The organism is Wenzhouxiangella indolica (assembly GCF_042310355.1).
In the GTDB taxonomy this organism is placed as follows: Bacteria; Pseudomonadota; Gammaproteobacteria; order Xanthomonadales; family Wenzhouxiangellaceae; genus Wenzhouxiangella.
Genome location: NZ_JBHJMR010000011.1, coordinates 88,584 through 108,799, shown reverse-complemented (window position 1 = coordinate 108,799; position 20,216 = coordinate 88,584). Strand labels below are relative to the sequence as shown.

At 65.9% G+C, this 20,216-nt stretch carries 15 protein-coding genes; 2 read left to right on the top strand and 13 right to left on the bottom strand.

Annotation, left to right across the window (positions count from 1 at the left end):
• Positions 1-152: 152 nt before the first annotated feature.
• The 12 genes from ACDC67_RS12255 to serA form a co-directional block, all read right to left on the bottom strand.
• On the bottom strand, positions 153-2,201 hold the full coding sequence (locus tag ACDC67_RS12255) for a M13 family metallopeptidase (protein WP_376693527.1): 2,049 nt from the start codon (positions 2,199-2,201) through the stop codon (positions 153-155).
• A gap of 137 nt (positions 2,202-2,338) precedes the next feature.
• The gene (locus ACDC67_RS12250) at positions 2,339-3,808 is read right to left on the bottom strand and encodes an SLC13 family permease (RefSeq protein WP_376693525.1); all 1,470 of its coding nucleotides are present in this window, start codon (positions 3,806-3,808) and stop codon (positions 2,339-2,341) included.
• Positions 3,809-3,827: 19 nt separating this feature from the next.
• Entirely contained in the window at positions 3,828-4,478 is a 651-nt protein-coding gene (locus ACDC67_RS12245; protein ID WP_376693524.1) for a lysoplasmalogenase, read from the bottom strand.
• A 33-nt stretch (positions 4,479-4,511) separates the two neighbouring features.
• Positions 4,512-5,978: a phospholipase D-like domain-containing protein gene (locus ACDC67_RS12240; protein ID WP_376693522.1), complete on the bottom strand. Its 1,467-nt coding sequence runs from the start codon at positions 5,976-5,978 to the stop codon at positions 4,512-4,514.
• Positions 5,979-6,029: 51 nt separating this feature from the next.
• Entirely contained in the window at positions 6,030-6,521 is a 492-nt protein-coding gene (locus ACDC67_RS12235; RefSeq protein ID WP_376693520.1) for a DUF411 domain-containing protein, read from the bottom strand.
• A complete protein-coding gene (locus ACDC67_RS12230; RefSeq protein WP_376693518.1) occupies positions 6,518-9,676 on the bottom strand; it encodes an efflux RND transporter permease subunit in 3,159 nt (1,052 codons plus the stop codon). The genes ACDC67_RS12235 and ACDC67_RS12230 overlap by 4 nt, the downstream gene beginning before the upstream one ends.
• A complete protein-coding gene (locus ACDC67_RS12225) occupies positions 9,673-9,897 on the bottom strand; it encodes a hypothetical protein (protein WP_376693516.1) in 225 nt (74 codons plus the stop codon). The genes ACDC67_RS12230 and ACDC67_RS12225 overlap by 4 nt, the downstream gene beginning before the upstream one ends.
• Positions 9,887-11,128, bottom strand: a complete 1,242-nt coding sequence (locus ACDC67_RS12220) for an efflux RND transporter periplasmic adaptor subunit (RefSeq protein ID WP_376693514.1) — start codon at positions 11,126-11,128, stop codon at positions 9,887-9,889. The genes ACDC67_RS12225 and ACDC67_RS12220 overlap by 11 nt, the downstream gene beginning before the upstream one ends.
• A complete protein-coding gene (locus ACDC67_RS12215) occupies positions 11,125-12,381 on the bottom strand; it encodes a TolC family protein (protein ID WP_376693512.1) in 1,257 nt (418 codons plus the stop codon). Before ACDC67_RS12215 ends, ACDC67_RS12220 begins: the two co-directional genes overlap by 4 nt.
• A 71-nt stretch (positions 12,382-12,452) precedes the next feature.
• Complete coding sequence (locus tag ACDC67_RS12210; protein ID WP_376693510.1) at positions 12,453-12,839, bottom strand: CopL family metal-binding regulatory protein; 387 nt, start codon at positions 12,837-12,839, stop codon at positions 12,453-12,455.
• A gap of 124 nt (positions 12,840-12,963) precedes the next feature.
• Entirely contained in the window at positions 12,964-13,242 is a 279-nt protein-coding gene (locus ACDC67_RS12205) for a GNAT family N-acetyltransferase (protein WP_376693508.1), read from the bottom strand.
• 22 nt (positions 13,243-13,264) lie between these two features.
• On the bottom strand, positions 13,265-14,497 hold the full coding sequence (serA, locus tag ACDC67_RS12200; RefSeq protein WP_376693506.1) for a phosphoglycerate dehydrogenase: 1,233 nt from the start codon (positions 14,495-14,497) through the stop codon (positions 13,265-13,267).
• Positions 14,498-14,545: 48 nt separating this feature from the next.
• Between serA and ACDC67_RS12195 the strand changes: the two genes are divergently transcribed.
• Together ACDC67_RS12195 and ACDC67_RS12190 are read left to right on the top strand one after the other, a co-directional pair.
• A complete protein-coding gene (locus ACDC67_RS12195; RefSeq protein WP_376693504.1) occupies positions 14,546-15,910 on the top strand; it encodes an FAD-binding oxidoreductase in 1,365 nt (454 codons plus the stop codon).
• A 149-nt stretch (positions 15,911-16,059) separates the two neighbouring features.
• Positions 16,060-16,719 carry a MarC family protein gene (locus tag ACDC67_RS12190; RefSeq protein WP_376693502.1) on the top strand — a complete coding sequence of 220 codons (660 nt, stop codon included), beginning with the start codon at positions 16,060-16,062 and terminating at the stop codon, positions 16,717-16,719.
• A 68-nt stretch (positions 16,720-16,787) separates the two neighbouring features.
• On the opposite strand, the gene mfd is transcribed toward ACDC67_RS12190, so the two are convergent.
• Positions 16,788-20,216, bottom strand: a complete 3,429-nt coding sequence (gene mfd, locus ACDC67_RS12185) for a transcription-repair coupling factor (RefSeq protein ID WP_376693501.1) — start codon at positions 20,214-20,216, stop codon at positions 16,788-16,790.

Sequence of the window (20,216 nt, the reverse complement as noted above, 5' to 3'; positions counted from 1 at the left end):
ACCAGGTACCAAACAAATTCGAATGACAGAAATTCAAATGTTCGAACCGTTGTGTTGCCATCTGCCAGTTGCTTGGCGCTACGCAATGGCGATTGCGACATTGGGCCGAAGATGAAGGCGGCGGGCCGGGCCGCCGCCCCTGGAGTTGTTGCCTACCAGATGCTGACGCGTTCTTCCGGCGCCAGGTAGAGTTCGTCGCCGGAATCGACGTCGAAGGCCTCGTACCAGGCATCGATGTTGCGCACCACGCCGTTGACCCGGTAGCGGGGCGGGCTGTGGGGACCGCGAACCAGCTGCGCGCGCAAGGATTCCTCGCTCGCCCACAGGTTGCGCCAGACCTGGGCCCAGGCCATGAAGAAGCGCTGGTCGCCGGTGTAGCCGTCGAGCACCGGCGCTTCGCCGCCGGAATGGTCGTCGAGGTACATCTTGTAGGCGTGATGAGCGATCGACAGGCCGCCCAGGTCGCCGATGTTCTCGCCCAGGGCCAGCTCGCCCTTGACCGACATGCCCTCGATGGGCTCGAAGCCGTTGTACTGTTCGACCAGCCGGCCGGTGCGCTGCTCGAACTGTTCGCGGGAGGTATCGGTCCACCAGTTCTTGAGTACGCCGTCGGCGTTCGAGCGCGAGCCCTGGTCGTCGAAACCGTGGCCCATTTCGTGGCCGATCACGCCGCCGATGGCACCGAAATTGACGGCCGGATCGGCGTTGGGATCGAAGAACGGCGGCTGCAGGATGGCGGCCGGGAAGACGATCTCGTTGCGGGTGGAGTTGTAGTAGGCGTTGACCGTCTGTGGCGTCATGCCCCATTCCCACTCGCGCACCGGCTCATCGAGTTTTGCCAGCTGGTCACTCCAGGACCATTGGCTGATGCGGTGGCTGTTGCCGACCAGGTCGTTGGCCGCGATGGCGACGTCCGAGTAGTCGCGCCATTTCTCGGGGTAGCCGATCTTGGGCAGGAAGGCCTCGAGCTTGCGGTGGGCTTCGGTACGTGTCTCCTCGTCCATCCAGGCGAGGCTGTCGAGGCGCTCGGCGAAGGCGCGGCGCAGGTACTCGACCAGCTCCATCATCTGTTCGCGGTAGTCGGGCGGGAAGTGGCGCTCGACGTAGACCTGGCCGACCAGCTCGCCCAGGCGGGAGCTGACGAAATTGATGCCGCGCTTCTCGCGCTCGCGCTGCTCGTCGACCCCGTCGAGGCGCTGGTCGAACAGCTCGAAATGCGCCTGCTGGTAGTCGCTCGACAGCAGCGGGGCGTGGTTGTTGATCCAGTGGAACGCGTGCCAGGCCGCCCAGTCCTTGGCCGGTGTTGCGGCAAAGACTTCGCTGTTGGCATGAATCGCCGTGTCGGTGGCCACGACCATTTCCTCGATGCCGTCGAGCCCGCGCTCGGCCAGGAAGGTCTGCCACGGAAATTCCGGTGCTTTTTCGGCCAGCTCGGCGGGCGTCATCAGGTTGTAGTTGGCCTCGCGGTCGCGCGCCTCGACCCGTGTCCAGTGGTTGGCGGCGAGCTTGGTCTCCAGCGCCAGCACCGCGTCGGCACGCTCGTCGGCGTTGTCGACGCCGGCGCGCTCGAAAGTGGCGGCGACATAGTCCCGGTAGGCCTGGCGGTGGCCGGGGAAGGGCTCGTCCTCGCGCGTGTAGTAGTCGCGGTCGGGCAGGCCCAGGCCGCTCTGGTAGAGATGGGCGAGGTAGCGTTCGGGATTGCCCTGGTCCAGGGTGACGTAGGCGGCCACGATGGAGCCGGTGCCCTGGCGACCCATCCAGCGCGCGGCGGCCTCGTGCGAGTCGATGGCCAACAGCTCGTCGAGAGTCTCGCGGATCGGCGACAGGCCCTTCTCCTCGATGCGGTCGGTGTTCATGTAGCTCGCGTAGAGATCGCCGACTTGCTGCGACGGGCTGCCGGGCTGGGGCGAATTCTCTCCCAGGTCCCGGATGATCTCGTCGACCCGCTCCTCGGACAGGATCTGCAGCTCGTTGAACGAACCCCAGCGCGAGAAGCCCTGCGGAATCTCGGTCGATTCCAGCCAGCCGGCGTTGACCCAGGTGAAGAAGTCCTCGCCCGGTGTTGCGGATGCGCTGATGTTCGAGGTTTCGACGCCCCAATCGCCGAGCCTGGCTTCGGGCGAGGCGTCGTCGGCGTGGGCCTGCGCGCCGATCAGGGCCAGGAGGGCGGCGGCTGTCAGGAGGTGATTCAGTTTTGTCATTCGGTGTCCCCGGAGATTTTCAGGTTTCAGGTTTCAGGTTTCAGGTTTCAGGTTTCAGGTTTCAGGTTTCAGGTTTCAGGTTTCCGGTTTCCGGTTTCCGGTTTCCGGTACAACCGACAGCGGTTCCTGGCGGGGGTTCAACCCGGGATCATGTCGGCGGCAAAAATCCAGCCTAGCAAGACGTACATGATGCCCGTTACCAGGCCGATCATGAGCAGGTTGATGAGGAGGCCGGCGCGGGCCATCTGGGGGATGGTGACCAGGCCGCTGCCGTAGACGATGGCGTTGGGCGGGGTAGCCACCGGCAGCATGAAGGCGCAACTCGCGGCCACCGCGGCGGGGGCGGCGAGCACGATCGGATCGAGGCCCATGCCGAGCGCGACCGAACCCAGGATGGGCAGGAAGGCCGCGGCCGTGGCGGTATTGCTGGTGACTTCGGTGAGAAAGATCACGGCGCTGACGGCCAGGACGATCAGGAACAAGACGGGTAGCCCGTCGAGCTGCTGGAAGGCCGCGCCGATCCATTCGGCCAGGCCCGAATCGCTGATGCCGGCCGCCAGGCTCAGGCCGCCGCCGAACAGGATCAGGACTTCCCAGGGAAGGCGGGCCGTGTCGCGCCAGGACAGCACGAAGCGCCACGCGCGCCAGTCGACGGGCACGATGAACAGCAGCAGGGCGCCGAAAATGGCGATACCGGTGTCGGACAGACCCGGAAGCCAGGTCTGGAGGAGCGGGCGCGTGACCCAGAGTGCGGCGGTGAGTACGAAGACCGCCGCGACCTGTTTCTCGGCGCGATCCATGCGGCCCAGGCGCGCCAGTTCGCCGCGAATCAGTTCCCGGCCGCCGGGCAGCTCGCCGATTCCAAGCCGGAAGATCACCCGGGTCAGCAGGATAAAGACCACAGGCAGGGCGATCACCACGAGCGGGAGGCCGACGAGCATCCACTGGCCGAAGCCGATCTCCAGGCCGTGATTGTCGAGCAGGTAGGCCGCCAGCAGGGCGTTGGGCGGCGTGCCGATGAGCGTACCCAGGCCGCCGATATTGCAGGCATAGGCCAGCGCGAGCAGCAGGACCAGGGCGAAACCGGAGCGATGGTCCCGGTCTGCCTCGCCCTCGACCAGCCGGGTGACCGACAGCGCGATGGGCAACATCATCATGGCCGTAGCCGTGTTCGATACCCACATGCTCAGAAAGGCAGCCGCCAGCATGAAGCCTGCAATGATCGCCTTGGGCTGTGTGCCGACGCGCTTGATGATGTTCAGCGCAATGCGCCGATGCAGGCCGGATCGCTCCATGCCCAGGGCGATGATGAATCCGCCCAGGAAGAGATAGATCAGCGGGTTGGCGAATGGCGTCGTCGCCCCGGCGATATCGGTCACGCCCAGAAGCGGAAAGAGCACGATCGGCAGCAGGGCGGTGGCGGCAATCGGCAGCGCCTCGCTGATCCACCACAGGACCATCAGCGCGGCGACCGCCGCGACATGCCAGGCCGCTTCGGACATGCCCTCGGGCGCCGGCAGGACCAGCATGGTCACGAACAGCAGCGGGCCGGCGATCAGGCCGATGCGCGGTCGCAAGCTGCCATTGGCTTCCGGGCGGGCGCTCATGGGGCGAGAAGACAGCCGCTCACGCCGCCCCGCGAGCCGGCAGTGCCCGCAGGCTGCCGGTGAAGATGAGGTACTGGGCCAGCATGTAGAGCGCGATGATGGTCGGCACCGAATGCTCGAAATCCGCCGCGAAGCGCGTGATGCCGATCAATGCGTCGGCGACGACGAACAGCGCCGCGCCGGCGAAGATGCGACCCGGCCGGGCTTCGACCGTGGATGCCATAACCGCCATCATCACCAGGGCTGCGACGTAGACGGTGACGGGACCGCGGTCGGCGCCGAGTGCCGGCCACATCCAGGCCAATACGCCGAACCCGAAAGCAATGACGGGCAGCCACCAGGCCCATCGAGTCATGAATGCCCGGCGGTGACGGAAGAAGGCGACCGAATAGGCAATCTGGGTGACCAGGAAGCAGCCCAGGCCGAAGGTGAAGTAGTCGTGCCGATCCAGCGCGAGAAAAAGATCGCCAGCGGCCGCGGCGACGAAACCGATGGTCATCGGCCAGGCGGCGCTCGGCTGCAGAAACCTCGCCAGCACGGCCGCCGCGATCAGCATCGGCGTGAACTTGAGAATCCAGCTTCCGGGCACCGGCGGCAGCCAGAGCGTGATCCAGTATGTGACGGCGACGATGATGAAAGCCAGTCTGGCCGTCCGAGTCGAGTTGTCCAAAGTTGTCATCTCATTGAACCTCAGAATGGAAGCTCAGAATGTCGAAAGGCCCGTCGCTTCCATGACGCGGTACTGCCAGTAGCGCAGCCGGGAATGGTCGGCGTAGCGTTCATAAGGCAGGCTGTGGATGCGGTCGGGTGTGTTCGACCAGCGCTCCTCGAAAAAGGCGTTGACTGACTGCATCGCCGCGGCGTCGCGCGAGGCCCTCACCTGCACGTTCGTTTCCAGATTGTAGTTGTCGAGGTTGCGACGTGTGAAATTGGCCGAGCCGGCCAGGATCAAGGGCCGGCCTTCGGTGGGGCGAAGGACCAGCATCTTGCCGTGGCACTGCTCGCCGCGTGTATTGCACCAGCGAACCGGCACGCCCGCCTGGTGCAGTTCCCAGGCCACCTGGCGGTTGGGAACGCCGTTCTTCTTGCGTCCGAAGGCGTCTTCGTTGGGATCGAGCAGGACTCTCACCTGCGCGCCCCGATCGTGGGCGTCGACCAGTGATTCGATGATCTCCCGGTGCGAGAGATAGAACATCAGCAGGTCCAGTGAATCGCCGCCTTGCGCCGAGTCGAGCATGTTCAGGGCGGCGTCGAGAATGGCCGCCTCGGTCAGGATCCGGAGTTGGGCCGAGCCGACGCCGATCGGCCCGGCGATGCCGTCGGACCACTCGGGTCTGCTTCCGGTCGAGAACGCCACGACGCTGCTTTCGGTCTCGAGAAGGTCGACGACTGCCGGCCCGTCGAACGAAAACGCGATGTTGTCGTGCCGGCTGCTGGCATCGTGCGGGTTAGCCGAGGTGACAAGGCCCTCCGGCCCGTTGTCGCCGTCGACTATAAGGGTCTTGCGGTGGTTGGCCTTGAAATTGAGTAGGGTCAGGTAGGTTCGCAAGGTGACCGATCCTTCGCCCACGGGATTGGGCAGCCAGCCTCCCTCGTGCCCGTTTCCGAACCACTGGCAGCAGATGCGCCATGCTGCCGACCAGAGCGGGTTGGGATCGCGCAATCGCTTGAGATCCGTCTCGATGACATCGACGCCGGTCTGCTTGAGTTCGGCGAACAGCGGCTGCTGAACACCGCCGTAGAGATCATTGAACGGATCGGTGATCAGCACCGCCTCCAGGGCGTCGTGCCTGCGCCGTTCGGTCGTCATGGCTTCGACCAGCTCGCTGGAGAGCGGACGATGGCCGTCGCCGCCCTTGCCGGCAAAGCCGTTGACCAGGAAGAAGTCGCTGATCACCAGGCTCTCGGCCCGCTCGATCATGGCGAAGGCCGCATCGAAGATCTGTCGCTCGTTGTGCTGCTGCCCCCCGGCATCCAGCCAGGTCGAGTCGGCGTGAAAGTGCAGTTCCGCGACCGGTCGCCACTCTCCGGCAAAGTTCAGGCCCTCGGGCAGCGGCTTGACCTGGTGCCAGGCAAGCGTGCCCAGGTAGACGAGCGCCAGTGCGGCCAGCGCGTAAAGCGTTGGCCGCTTCCATCGTCGCCGCTTCGGCGGCTGTGTCGAGTCTCCCATGCGCGGGGATTATGGCCGATTCCGCCCGGGCAGGCGAGCCGCGCGGCGGGGCTACTCGATTTCAGGGTAGTGGTTGAAGACGCTGGTTTCGTCGTCGTCGAACAGGATCACGTCGTAGGCCATCCGGCGTTCACCGGCTTCCATGCCCGGCGAGCCGATCGGCATGCCCGGCACGCTCAGGCCAGCGGCGTCGGGTTTTTCGGCCAGCAGGCGCAGAACGTCCTCGGCCGGAACATGACCTTCGATGACGTAGTCGCCGACCCGGGCCGTATGGCAAGAGGGCAGATCCCGCGGCACGCCCAGCTCGCGCTTGACGCGGTTCATGTCGCTGGTCGGGACCGTCTCGACCTCGAAGCCGTTGGCCTGCATGTGCTCGACCCACTTGCCGCAGCAGCCGCACTGGGGGTCGTGGTAGACGGTCATGGCGTGACCGGATTCATCCTTGGCGCCTTCGGTCGGCGTCGGTGACTGACCGGTGCATGCGGCGGTCAGCAGGAGTGCAGTGAGGGCGATCATTGTTGCGATTGCATTACGAGTTTTCATGCATGGTTTCCTTCGGTTTCATGGCGGTCGGGCAGGCCGCGGCCGTGCCAAAGATAGTAGATTGCCGGTAGAACCAGCAGGGCGGAAAGCCACACGGCGAACACGCCGCCGACCATCGGGGCGGCGATGCGCTGCATGATCTCCGAGCCCGTGCCGCTGGTAAGCATCACCGGCAGCAGGCCGAGAAAGACGGTGGCCTGTGTCATGGTGATCGGACGGATGCGCTTGAGGGCGCCTTCGACGATGGCTGTGCGCAGGTCGGCGCGCGTGATCGAGGTATTCCCCAGCGCGGCGCGTTCGCGCCAGGCCTGGTTGAGGTAGACGAGCATCAGCACGCTGACCTCGGCCGCCAGCCCGGCCAGGGCAATAAAGCCCACCGAGACGCCGACCGAGAAGTTGTAGCCGAGCAGCCACATCAGCCACAGGCCGCCGACCAGCGACAGGGGCGCGACCAGAAGCACCATCACGACGTCGACGATGCGGTGGAAGGTCAGCATCAGCAGCACGATGATGATCGCCAGGGTCACCGGGATCATCAACTGCATGCGCTCTGCGGCGCGCTCGAGGTACTCGTACTGGCCGCGGAAGGCGAAGCTGTAGCCGGCCGGAAAGTCGATCGACTCGGCGATCGTCGCCCGCGCCGAGTCGACCCAGGCGGCCAGGTCCTCTGTGTCGAGTTCGACGAAGACGATGCCGGCCGGCCGGGTGTTCTCGGTACGGATGCGCGGCGGTCCGTCTTCGATGCGGATCTCGGCGATCTCGCCCAGCGGGACGTGGGTGCCCTTGGGCGTAACCAGCGGAAGCTGCCGCAAGTCGTCGGGCGAGTCCCGGAAATCGGACAGGTAGCGCAGGTTGACGGGAAAGCGCTCCAGCCCTTCGACCGTCTCGGTGACATCGGCCCCGCCGATGCCGTAGCGCACCGTGTCCTGCACGTTGCGTATGTCGAGGCCGTGGCGGGCGGCCGCGCCGCGGTCGATGTCGACGGTGATGTAGCGCCCGCCGGTGGGCCGGTCGGCGAAGGCGCTGACGGTGCCGGGCAGGGTGCTCACTTCGTCGGAAACCCGGCGCGCCAGACGCTCGATCTCGCCCAGGTCGGGGCCGGTGACGAGAATCCCGACATCGGTCTGTATACCGGTCTGCAGCATGTCCAGGCGCGTCTGGATCGGAAACACCCAGGCGTTTGTGAGGCCGGGAAACTGCAGCATGTCATCGAGCTCGTCGATGATCGTCTGGGTGGTCGTGCCCGCCGGCCACTCGTCCCTCGGTTCGAGGGTGATGAAGCTCTCGATCATGGTCAGCGGCGCCGGGTCGGTGGCTGTTGCAGCGCGGCCGATCTTGCCCATCACGCGTTTGACCCGGGGATGCTCGGCGATCATCCTGTCGGTCTGCTGCAGCAGCTCGCGCGCCTTGTCCGGGCTGATGCCGGGCAGGGTGGTCGGCATGTACATCAGGCTGCCCTCGTCGAGCTCGGGCATGAACTCGCTGCCGATGCGGCCGGCCGGCCACAGAGTGCTGATCGCGAGCACGACCGTGATCAGCAACACCGGCCAGGGATGGTGCGTGCACAAGCCGATCAAGGGCCGGTAGGCCTTCTCGAGCCACCTTGAAACCGGACTGCGTGAGTCGTGCCGAGTCCCGAGTCCCGGATCCTGAGTCCCGGGTCGAATGAAGTAGCCCATCAGAACCGGCACCAGTGTGATCGCCAGCCCCGCCGCGGCGGCCATGGCATAGGTCTTGGTGAACGCCAGCGGCGCGAACATCCGACCTTCCTGGGCCTGCAGGGCGAACACCGGCAGAAAGCTCAGGGCGACGAGCAACAGGCTGAAGAAGATCGGCCTGCCGACTTCCAGCGTGGCATCCTCGATCACCTTCCAGTGCGGGTCACCGGGCCGGTGCATTTCGAAGCGGCGATGCACGTTCTCGATCAGAACGATGGCGGCGTCGACCATCACGCCGATGGAGATCGCGATGCCGCCGAGCGACATGATGTTGGCGTTGATGCCCTGAAGGTGCATGATCACGAAGGCGGCCATCACGCCCAGCGGCAGCGAGATCAGGATCACGATTGACGACCTCAGGTGCCACAGGAACAGGCCGACGATCAGCACCACCACGATGAACTCCAGCGCCAGCTTTTCCCACAGCGTGTTCACCGCCGAGGTGATCAGGGCCGAGCGGTCGTAGGTCTCGACGATCTCGACGCCATCGGGCAGGCCGCTGGCGAGCTCGTCGAGCCGCCCGCGAACCGCATCGATGACCTCGCGGGCGTTCTCGCCCGAGCGCATTACCACGATGCCGCCGACTACCTCGCCTTCGCCGTCGAGATCGACCATGCCGCGTCGCGCCGCCGGGCCGCGGCGAATCTCGGCCACGTCGCCGAGCATGACCGGCGTGCCGTCCTCGACCAGGCCGAGGCTGACCTGCTCGAGATCATCCAGACCCTGGAGGTAGCCGGTGGCGCGCACCATGTACTCGGCTTCCGCGCGCTCGATGACCGAACCGCCGGCCTCGCTGTTGGCGCGCTCGATGGCGTTCTTCACGCGCGCGACGTCCAGGTTGTAGGCGCGCAGTCGGTTGGGGTCGAGCGCGACCTGGTACTGGCGCACCATGCCGCCCATGGTCGCGACCTCGGAGACGCCGGCGACCGACTGCAGCTCGAACTTGAGGAACCAGTCCTGCAGGGCCCGCAGCTCGGCCAGGTCGTGCTCGCCGCTGCGATCGACGAGCACGTACTTGTAGACCCAGCCCACGCCCGTCGCATCCGGTCCGAGCTGGGCCTGGACGCCTTCGGGCAGGCGACCGGAGACCTGGCTGAGGTACTCCAGCACCCGCGAGCGCGCCCAGTAGAGATCGGTGCCCTCCTCGAACAGGATGGTGATGAACGAATCCCCGAACATCGAGAAGCCGCGCACGGTGTGTGCGCCCGGCACGGCCATCAGGGCGGTGGTGAGCGGGTAGGTGACCTGGTCCTCGACCACCTGCGGCGCCTGGCCCGGGAAGGAGGCGCGCACGATCACCTGCGGGTCGGACAGGTCGGGAATGGCGTCGACTGGCGTGGCGCGGATGGCGAAGATCCCGAGCACGGTCAGGATCGCCGCGGCCAGCAGCACCAGCGCGCGATTGGCCAATGACCAACGGATGATGGCTTCAATCATGATCGACCTCCGTGGGCACGTTGATTGGCCCGGAAGCTCTCGCAAAGGCGCGAAGGCGCGAGGGATGCAAGGAATTCAGCGATCATGTTCCGGGCGAAGTCGAAGGTTCCCAGAAATGACATGCTCGCTTTGAAGAACTTGAATGAAAGGGTTTCATTCTTCTTTGCGACTTTGCGGCTTTGCGAGAGATACACGACCGATGAATCGTAATCAGTGATCATGACTTCCTCCCAGCCGGTCGTGGCCGGCGCGGAGGTTGGCCTCCGAATCGATCAGGAACTGCCCGGAGGTGATGATTTCCTCGCCTTCGCTGACTCCCGAGAGGATCTCGGTGTATTCGCCGCTCTCCATGCCGGCGCGGACCTCGCGCACCTCGAACTGCTCCTCGCCGTCGCGCAGGATCACGCGCGTGGCCGTGCCGGTGCGGATCAGTGCCTCGGTCGGCACGAACAGCAGGTCGTCCCTGGGTCCGGCGTAGATCGTGACCGTTGCCCACTCACCGGGACGGAGGCCGGCTTCGGCGTCATCGATCGCGATGCGGGCGCGGGCGGTTCGGGTCGTCTCGTCGAGTTCCGGATAGACAAAGTCGATCTCGGCCTCGAGGGTTTCGCCGGGCCGAGCCTCGCGCGAGATCTCGACCGTCTGGCCGGCTTCGATCCAGGCCATCTGCGCGGCGAAGACATCCGCCATCACCCACACACGGTCGGGATCGGCGATGACCAGCATGTCGCTGCCCGGCGCGACGAACATGCCGGGGCGGATGTTGAGCGTGCGAACGTAGCCGTCCTGCGTGGCATACCAGGGCATGTACTCGATCACCTGCCGATCCCGCTCGATGCGTTCGATGACCTGCGGCTGGACATCGAGCGCGGCCAGGCGCTGGCGCGCCGCGCGGGCCATCTCCGCACCGCCGGAGCGCAGGGCTTGCAGGAACTCCTCCTGGGCGTTGACCAGCTCGCGCGAGTAGAGCGTGAACAGGCGCTGGCCGGCTTCGACCGGCTCGCCCATGGCATTGACGTCGAGCTCGCCGATCCAGCCTTCCACACGCGGATGCAGGTGGGCCAGGCCCGTCTCGTCGACCTGGATGCGGCCGACGGTGTCAATGCGCCGCCACAGGCGGCCGCGCTGCACCTCGGCGGTGCGCAGGTTCATGCTCTGCTGGATGCGGCCGGGAACGCGTACCGTCGTTTCGTCTTCAGAGGATTGCTCGCGTTCAACCAGGTCCATGCCGCAGATCGGGCACTGTCCCGGGCCGTCGCGCGAGATCTGCGGGTGCATGGGGCAGGTCCAGTCGCTGCCGGACGAGGCCTCGGTCATCTGGTCGACGGCGCTCGCCTCGCCGGCGGTCTCGGCGGGCGAATGCTCGGCATGGTCGTGGTTGTCATGATCATCCTGGCGGGCCGAAAGCGGCAGGGCCAGGGTCAGTGCGAGTATTGCGACAAGGATCTTCATGATTGGGTCTCTCCGGCCAGGTAGCGAAGTTGCACGGCGGCCTGCAGGCGCTTGCGCCGCAGGTCGATGGCGGCCAGCTCCTGGTCCAGCAGGGCCAGGCGGGCGCGGATCAGTTCGTCGAAGCTGGCGCGGTCGGATCGGTAGGAGTTCATGGTCGATTCCACGGTGTTTTCGGCCGCCACCAGGACCTGCCTTTCCAGTAGTTCAAGGCGCTGGTTGCGTCGCTGCCACAGGCGGTTATGGCGGTCGAGTTCGCCGCGGAGTTCCTCGAGCCGATCGCTGATGTCGTGCCCGCGAGCGCGTTGTTCGGCCTGCGCTGAGGCCAGGCGCTGGTCCTGCCGGTTGGCGGTGAACAGGGGCAGGCTGAAGCTGACCATGGCGAACAGCTTGTCGGACTGGCGATTGCCGCTCATCGGGTCGTTGCCGCGGGTATGGCCGTAGCCGGCCTCGATCATCCACTGCGGCCGGTAGGCTTCGCGCGCCAGGCCAACACGCGACTCCTCCGCCGCCTGCCGGTATTCCAGCTCGGCCAGGATCGGGTGGGCGCGGAGATCGTTCTCAAGCCGGGAAAAGCCCGGCGGGCTCGGCCAGTCGGGCAGTTGCGGCTGGCGGCCGGGGTCCGGAGTGCGCCCGGTCCAGCGTTCGAGGCGGCTGGCGGCCTCGTCGACGGCGGTTTCTCGCTCCAGGATGCGTTCGTCGAGCAGCGCCAATTCCAGCCTGGCCTGGCTGATGTCGCGCTGCCGGCCGGTGCCGGCGCGATAACGTGCCTCGGTGATTTCCAGCAGGTCCTCGAAAGACTGTCGGCTGCTGCGGGCGATTACCAGGGCCTGTCGGGCCGCGGCCCAGTCGATCCAGGCCGAGCGGGTCTGTCGGAGCACTTCCAGCTTGCGCGCCTGGTATCGCGCCTGGAGCGCGCGCGTTTCCTGGTTGCCGGACTCGCGCCTGAGCGCCAGCGTGTCGCCGGCGGGCAGGCGCTGGCGAAAGCCGATCCGGTACTGGGTCATCATGTCCGCGTCGAGCGGATCGTCCACGGGCAGGCCCTGGGCACCGATGAACACTTCCGGGTCGGGAAGGGCGCCGTCGGCGCGGGCCGAGGCCTTGTGTGCGAGTACGCGCTGCTCGAGCGCCTGCAATCCCGGGTCGTTTTCGAGCGCCAGCGATTCGGCCAGCGCCAGTTCCATCGCCACTGCACCGGGTGCCGCGGCGGTCAAAAGGATGACGGCGACAAGATGCCATCGATTGGGCGTCTGCATGGCAGACCTCTCTTGCTATTGGAAAGAATCGATCAGGCGGCAAAGCGCCGCCTACGAACAAGCGGAGGAGGTCAGGCCCTTGGGGGGCGAAGCAGTGTTGAGGTGATCTTTGTGGGGGAGGGTGCCGTCGAGGCCCAGGCCGGGCTGGCCGGCGCCGCCCATGCGGTGGCTGTTGCACGGACCGGGACAACCAGGGTCAAGGCGAGGCAGAGGCAACGGCAGTCGTCGTGCTCGCAGAACTCGCCGCTGTCGCAGCACTCGTGCGCCGACTCGTCAGCGGCTGAATCACCTGGCGCATCGTCGGAATGACAGTCGGACTTCCCGGGGTTGCCGGAGTCCGTCGAGACCGCCGGTGCATCGTGCCCGCTCATGGTGCCGCCAGCCCACGCCGGCAGCCCGCCGATCATCAGGGCGACGGTGAGCAGGCTGTACAGCAATGTGCGGGAAATCCCGATCATGTTTCGATTCTAACACTCATCAATGTCCTAGACCCCGGCGATCGCTTCGAGTTCAGCGCTGCACGAGCTGGCGGCAGATTTCGGGCAGGGCGGTGGTGAGCGAGTGCGGCTTCCTATCTCCGCTTCACTTGAGCGAGCGCTGATACTCGGGGTGGCGTTCGATCCAGGCCGCCACGTACGGACAGCGTGCGCGCACCTTGAGATCTTGATCCTTCGCCCAATCCAGGGCATGCCGCGTCAGCTGCCCGGCGATGCCGCGGCCGCCGACCGCCTCGGGCACGCCGACGTGGTTCATGCTCACCACTTCGCCGTCGATGGTGAAGTCGAGCACGCAGGAATGGCCTTCGACGAGGGCCTCGAAGCGGCCGGCCTCGCGGTCGAGTTGGATGTCCAGTTCGCTCATGGCGGGACTCCTCTGTTTGGGATCAGTAGAGAAAACGAGTGCGGATGGTGGCGGGAATGGCTTCCAGTCCGCGGATGATGCGCGTCGCGTCGGTGGTCTCGGCATCCATCACCACGTAACCGACATCGGGCAAGGTCTGAAGATATTGGGCGACGATATTGACGCCGGCATCTGAAAACACGCTGTTGATGGCCTGCAGCACGCCCGGCTCGTTACGGTGGATGTGCAGGATGCGCCGGGCGGTAGCGTGGTCGGGCAGGGCGACTTCCGGGAAGTTGACCGCCCCCATGGTCGAGCCGTTGTCGGAGTAGCGCACCAGCTTGCCGGCTACGTCTAGCGCGATGTTCTCTTGCGCCTCGCGGGTGGAACCGCCGATGTGCGGCGTCAGCAGCACGTTGTCCATGCCCCTGAGTTCGCTGAGGAATTCCTCGTCCGGCCCGGAGGGCTCGGAGGGAAACACATCGATGGCCGCCCCGGCCAGGTGACCTGACTGCAGCGATCCGGCCAGCGCGGGAATGTCGACCACCTTGCCGCGTGAGGCATTGATCAGCCGACTCCCGCTTCGCATGGTCGCCAGCTCGCGCTCGCCGATCATGCCGCGGGTCTGGTCGGTGTCGGGCACATGCAGGCTGACGATGTCGGATTGCTCGAGCACTTCGGCTAGGCCCGAGGCGGCCCGGGCATTGCCCAGCGGCAGCTTGTCGACAATATCGTGGAAGACCACGTTCATGCCCATGCCCTCGGCCAGGATGCCGAGCTGGGAGCCGATATGCCCGAAGCCGACGATGCCCAGGGTCTTTCCCCGCACCTCGTGCGAGCCGCTGGCGGTCTTGAGCCACTGCCCGCGGTGCGCGGCCATGTTCTTCTCGGGGATGCCGCGCATGAGCATGATGATCTCGGCCAGCACGAGTTCGGCCACGGAGCGGGTATTGGCGTAGGGCGCATTGAAAACCGGAATGCCGCGCCGGCGGGCAGCACTGACGTCGACCTGGTCGGTGCCGATGCAGAAACAGCCGATGGCGGTCAGCTTGTCGGCAGACGCGAGCACTTCTTCGGTGATCTGGCTGCGCGAGCGGATGCCGAGGAAGTGGACGCCTGAAAGGCCCTCGCGCAGCGCGTCGGGCTCCAGCGCCGTGGGTTCCACCCGCAGGCTCTCGTAGCCGGCCCGGCGAATACTGTCGACGGCCCGGTCGTGGATGCCCTCGAGCAGCAGGAATTTGATCTTGTCCTTGGGCAGCGAATGCTTGGAGGCCATGCGGCAATCGACTCGGTTTCTGTGGGCTGATGGAGCGATAATAACGTCATGAGCCGCTTCGAACCGATCGAATCCCTGACCGATGCCGAATCCCTGGCGCATTACGGCCGGGACTGGACGCGTTTCTGGCCGGCCCGCCCGGAGGCGGTGGTGTTTCCGCGCAGTACCGACGAAGTCGTGGAACTGGTCCGCCTTGCGCGACGCGACGGGCTCAAGCTGGTGCCCAGCGGCGGTCGAACCGGCCTGTCCGGCGGCGCCGTGGCCAGTGAGGGCGAAGTGGTGGTTTCGCTGGAGAAGATGCGCGAGGTGCTCGAGCTCGACGCCGCCGAGCCCAGCCTGCGGGCCCAGGCCGGTCTGCCGGTGGGGGAACTGCAGCGCCGAGCGGCCGATGCAGGGCTGTATTACCCGGTCGACTGGGCGGCGGCCGACTCGAGCCAGATCGGCGGCTCGATCGCCACCAACGCCGGCGGTATCCGCGTGCTTCGCTACGGCATGACGCGCGACTGGGTGCGGGGATTGACCGTGGTCACCGGCAACGGCGAGGTGCTCGAGCTCAACCGCGGGCTGGTGAAAAACAATACCGGCCTCGACCTTCGCCACCTGATGATCGGCTCCGAGGGCGTGCTGGGTATCATCACCGAGGCGACGATGGCGTTGACTCAGCCGCCGCCGGAGCAGTCGGTCTTGCTGGTGGGTTTCACTGACCGGGCTGCAATCATGCCGGCCTTCGCCGAGTTGCGGGCAGGCCTGAGCTTGTCGGCTTTCGAGTTCTTCGATCGACGCTCGATCGAGTATGTCGCCGGGATGACGGGCGAGTCTTTCCCGGTCGACGGCGAGTGCCCGTACTACGCGGTGGTGGAGTTCGATGATCCCGGCCAGGCCTTCCAGGGAAGGGCGCTGGACCTGTTCGAACGCCTGGCCGAAGCCGGCCATGTCGCCGACGGCACCGTCAGCCAGTCCGGGGCGCAGGCCGAAGAACTCTGGCGCTGGCGCGAGGCGATCAGCGAAGCGATCAGCCCGCGCACCCCGTACAAGAACGACCTGTCGGTGCGCGTCTCGCGCGTTCCGGAATTCCTGGAATCACTGGATCAATTGGTCAGCGAGCACTACCCCGAGTTCGAGGTTGTCTGGTTCGGTCATATCGGCGACGGTAACCTGCACATGAACGTACTTCGGCCCGAGGACTGGTCGATCGAGGACTTCCACGCCGCCGGCAGGCAATTGAGCCCACGCGTGTTCGAACTGGTGCGCAAGTTCGAGGGCAGCGTCTCGGCCGAACACGGCGTCGGCCTTCTCAAGCGCGACGACCTGCACTTCAGCCGCTCACGATCGGAGATCGAATTGATGCGTCAGATCAAGGCTGCCTTTGATCCAGACGGCATTCTCAATCCTGGAAAGCTGTTTGCGGATTGATTGTTTGAATTGGAACCGTTTGGTTTCAATACCCATCGCAGCGACGCCTATCGGTAGCGTGCCAGGACCACCACGCTGCTCCCGGCAGGCGATTCCATCCTCCATGCTATCGTTCACAGGAATTCGAAATATCTTGCAGCTCGATACCCATGGCATCCATCATCGAGTATTTCCTGATCGCGATCGTCGGCATGTTCGTGATCGTCAATCCGCTCACCACCGCATTTGCCTTTGCGTCGCTGACGTCCGAATGCGATGACGAGGAACAGGAAGCGATTGCACGCCGGGCCGTGATCGCTTCGACGGCGATGCTTTTCGTCTTCGCCCTGATGGGCTCACTGATCTTCCAACTGTTCGGCATCACGCTGGCGGCCTTCCGCATCGCCGGCGGCATGATCCTGTTCGGCATTGCCATGAACATGCTCAACAAGAGCGAAGCGCCGGATCACGCCAAGTCCGAAGCCCGACCCTCGCGGGCCCTGCTGGCCCAGGACATCGCCATCGTGCCCTTGTCCATCCCCTTCATCAGCGGCCCCGGTGCCATCGCCACGGCCATGATCCTGACCAGCGAAGCGCCGGGTTTCTGGTACTCCATCGTCGTGCTGTTTGCCATCGCCGTGACCACCGTCTCGTGCTATTTCACGATGGTCTATTCCAACGTCGTGATTCGCTGGCTGGGCAACAGCGGTCGGCGCATCCTGACCAAGGTCTTCGGCCTGATTCTGGCGGTGATCGCGGTTCAGTTCGTGATCAATGGCATCAGCGACGCCGTCACCGCTTATCTTGCGGGACTCGATGGCCAGGCGTAGGTTCGGGGATCAAGCGCAAGGCTGCCCGTGCGTGAGTCCTGATCCCTGACTCCTGACCCCTCGTCCCGTCAGGCGGCCGCGCGCTCGGCAGGCGCCAGGCGCTCGAGCAGTTCTTCTGCCATGTGGAAGCGGTCCTCGATTTCCTCGAACTCGCCCTTGATGCGCAGCTTGTCGTTGTCGGGCAGCTCGAAGGTGTGCGATTCCTTCTGGATCATCTTCAGAAGCTCGCCCATGTCGATGTCCGGCTTGGCCTTGAACTCCACGCGGCCGCCGGCGGGCCCGACTTCAAGTCGCTTGATGCCGAGTTTCTTTGCGCGCAGCCGCAGTTCGGCCGTGGCGAAAAGGTTCTTGACTTCCTGCGGCAGCAGGCCGAAGCGGTCGATCATTTCCACCTGCAGGTCATGGAGCTTTTTGTCGGTATCGGCCTGGCTGATGCGCTTGTAGAGCACCAGGCGCTGGTGCACGTCGGGCAGGTAGCTGTCGGGGATCATGGCGGTGATGTGCATGTCCACTTCGCTGGTGATCGACATCGGTTCGTCGAGATCCGGCTCTTCGCCGTTCTTCAAGGCCTCGACGGCGCGGTTGAGCAGGTCGGAGTAGAGCGCGAAGCCGATCGCTTCGATCTGGCCGGACTGGTCCTCGCCCAGCAGTTCGCCGGCGCCGCGGATCTCCAGGTCGTGGCTGGCCAGGGTGAAGCCCGCCCCCAGGTCTTCCAGCGACTGGATGGCCTCCAGCCTTTTCTTGGCATCGCGCGTGAGAACCTTCCACGGCGGGGTGATCAGGTAGGCGTAGGCCAGGTGATGCGAGCGACCGACGCGGCCCCTGAGCTGGTGGAGCTGCGCCAGGCCGAACTTGTCGGCGCGGTTGATGATGATGGTGTTGGCCGTGGGTACGTCGATGCCGTTTTCGATGATGCTCGAACACACCAGCAGGTTGATGCGGCGCGCATAGAAGTCGCGCATGGTCTTTTCCATCTCGCCCGGCGGCATCTGGCCGTGGGCCATGCCGATGCGCGCGTTGGGGAACAGTTCCTCGAGCTCGGCGACCTGGCGCGGCATGGTGCGCACCTCGTTGTGCAGGAAATAGACCTGCCCGCCGCGCTGGAACTCGCGCTGGACGGCATCGCGGATCGTGGGCGTGTCCCACTCGGACACGAAGGTGCGAACCGCCAGGCGCTTGGCCGGCGGCGTGGCGATGATCGACAGCTCGCGCAGGCCCGCCATCGACATGTTGAGCGTGCGCGGGATGGGCGTGGCGGTGAGTGTCAGCAGGTCGACCTCGGCGCGCAGCGCCTTGAGCCGCTCCTTCTGGCGCACGCCGAAGCGCTGTTCCTCGTCGATGACGACCAGGCCGAGATCGCGGAACTTGATGTCCTTTTGCAGCAGCCGGTGGGTGCCGATGACGATATCCACCGTGCCGTCTTCCAGGCCCTGGACCGTTTTGGCGGCCGATCCGCCCGAACGTGACAGCAGGCGGACATTGACCGGCCAGTCGGCGAAGCGGTCGGAGAAGTTGCGGTAGTGCTGCTCGGCCAGCAGGGTGGTGGGCGCGAGCATGGCGACCTGGCGGCCGGAGTTGGCCACGACGAAGGCGGCGCGCAGCGCGACCTCGGTCTTGCCGAAGCCGACGTCACCGCATACCACCCGATCCATCGGTTCGCTCGAGGCCAGGTCGGCCAGCACGCCGTCGATGGCCGTTTGCTGATCCTCGGTCTCCTCGTACTCGAAGCCGGCGCAAAAGCGGGCGTAGAGGCCGCGGTCGATGTCGAAGCTCTGACCCTGCCGGGCCGCCCGGCGAGCCTGCAGATTGAGTAGCTCCGCGGCGGCGTCGCGCACCTTCTCGGCCGCCTTGCGACGCGTTCGCGCCCAACGGTCCGATCCGAGCTTGTGCAGGTCGACCGCTTCCGGGTCGGCCCCGGTATAGCGGCTGACCAGGTGCAGGTCGGTCACCGGCACGTAGAGCTTGTCGCTGCCGGCGTATTCCAGGCACAGGTACTCGGCCGTGGTATCGCCGGCGTCGAGCACTTCCAGGCCCAGGTAGCGGCCGATGCCGTGTTCCAGGTGCACGACCAGCGCGCCGGGCTGCAGGTCGGCCAGGCTCTTGATCATGGTCTCCGGGTCCTGGCCGCTGCGACGTTCGCGCCGTACGGTGCGCGTATGGCCCGGGAACAGCTCGCTTTCGGTCAGGACCGTGATCGCGCGATCGCCCAGGCGGCAGCCGCCCGATACGGGCATCTCCACCACCACAAGCGGGTCGTCGCCGCTGACGAAGGCCGACCATGAATCGAGCAGTTTCGGCTGCAGCCCGCCGGCGCGGAGCGCGTCGCGGATCAGTTCGCGCCGGCCGGCGGTGTCGGCCGCGATCAGCACGCGATCGCGTTCGCTCATGGCGCGCAGGTGACGGGCCGTTTCCTCGGCTTTTTCGTCGAGATCCAGGCTGGGTGCGGGCGCTACGGCATCGATAGAGGGCTTGCGCCGCGTCACCTTGACGGCGGCATCGTCTTCCATGGTTCGCGTGAGATCGGCTGCGGGCACGAACAGTTCGTTCGGGTCCAGCACGGGGCGCTCGATATCGCCGCCGCGCTGGTCGTGACGGTGCTCGACCTCGCGCCAGAATTCGGCCGCCGCCTCGTCGACGCCGGGCAGCAGCACCAGGCGGTGCGGGCTGGGCAGGTAGTCGGTCAGGCTGGCGGTGGACTCGAAAAACAGCGGCAGGTACTGCTCCAGGCCCTGGCTGTGATGACCCTCGCCGACTTCCTGGTAGGGCAGGGCGCGCCTGAGGTCGACGTCGAAGCGGTTGCGGAAGGCGCGCCGGAAGGCCTGCCGGCTGTCCTCGTCGAACGGGTACTCGCGTGCCGGCAGCATGTCGATGCGCTCGAGCTTGCCGGTCGAGCGCTGGCTTTCGGCATCGAAGGTGCGGATCGACTCGATCTCGTCGTCGAACAGCTCCAGGCGATACGGGTCCGGACGGCCCATCGGCCAAAGATCCATGACCGCGCCGCGTACGGCGAACTGGCCCGGCTGCCAGACCTGTTCGGCCACCTGGTAGCCGGCCGCGTGTAGTCGGCCTCGGAACGACTCGACGTCGATTCGCTCGCCGACGGCCAGGTCCAGGGTCTGTCCCTGCACCCAGGCCACCGGCGGCAGGCGCTGCATCAGCGCCGTAATCGGTGCGATGACCACGCCCGAGTCCATGCCCGGCAGACGCGAGAGCAGGTCCAGCCGCCGCGAAATCAGGTCCGGGTGGGGCGAATACAGATCGTAGGGCAGGATTTCCCAGTCCGGGAACAGCTCCGCCTCGACGGTTTCGAGATGGTTGATGTCGTCACGCAGGTTGCGCGCGGCATAGCCGTCGGGCACGGCCACCAGCACCGGCCCGCCCTTGCGACCGGCATAGGCGGAGATGGCCAGCGCCAGCGGCAGGCCCTCGAGCAGCGGCCAGTCGCTGCGGCCATCGCCGTCGCGGGGCGGATTGAATACGGAAAAACGCTCGGACAT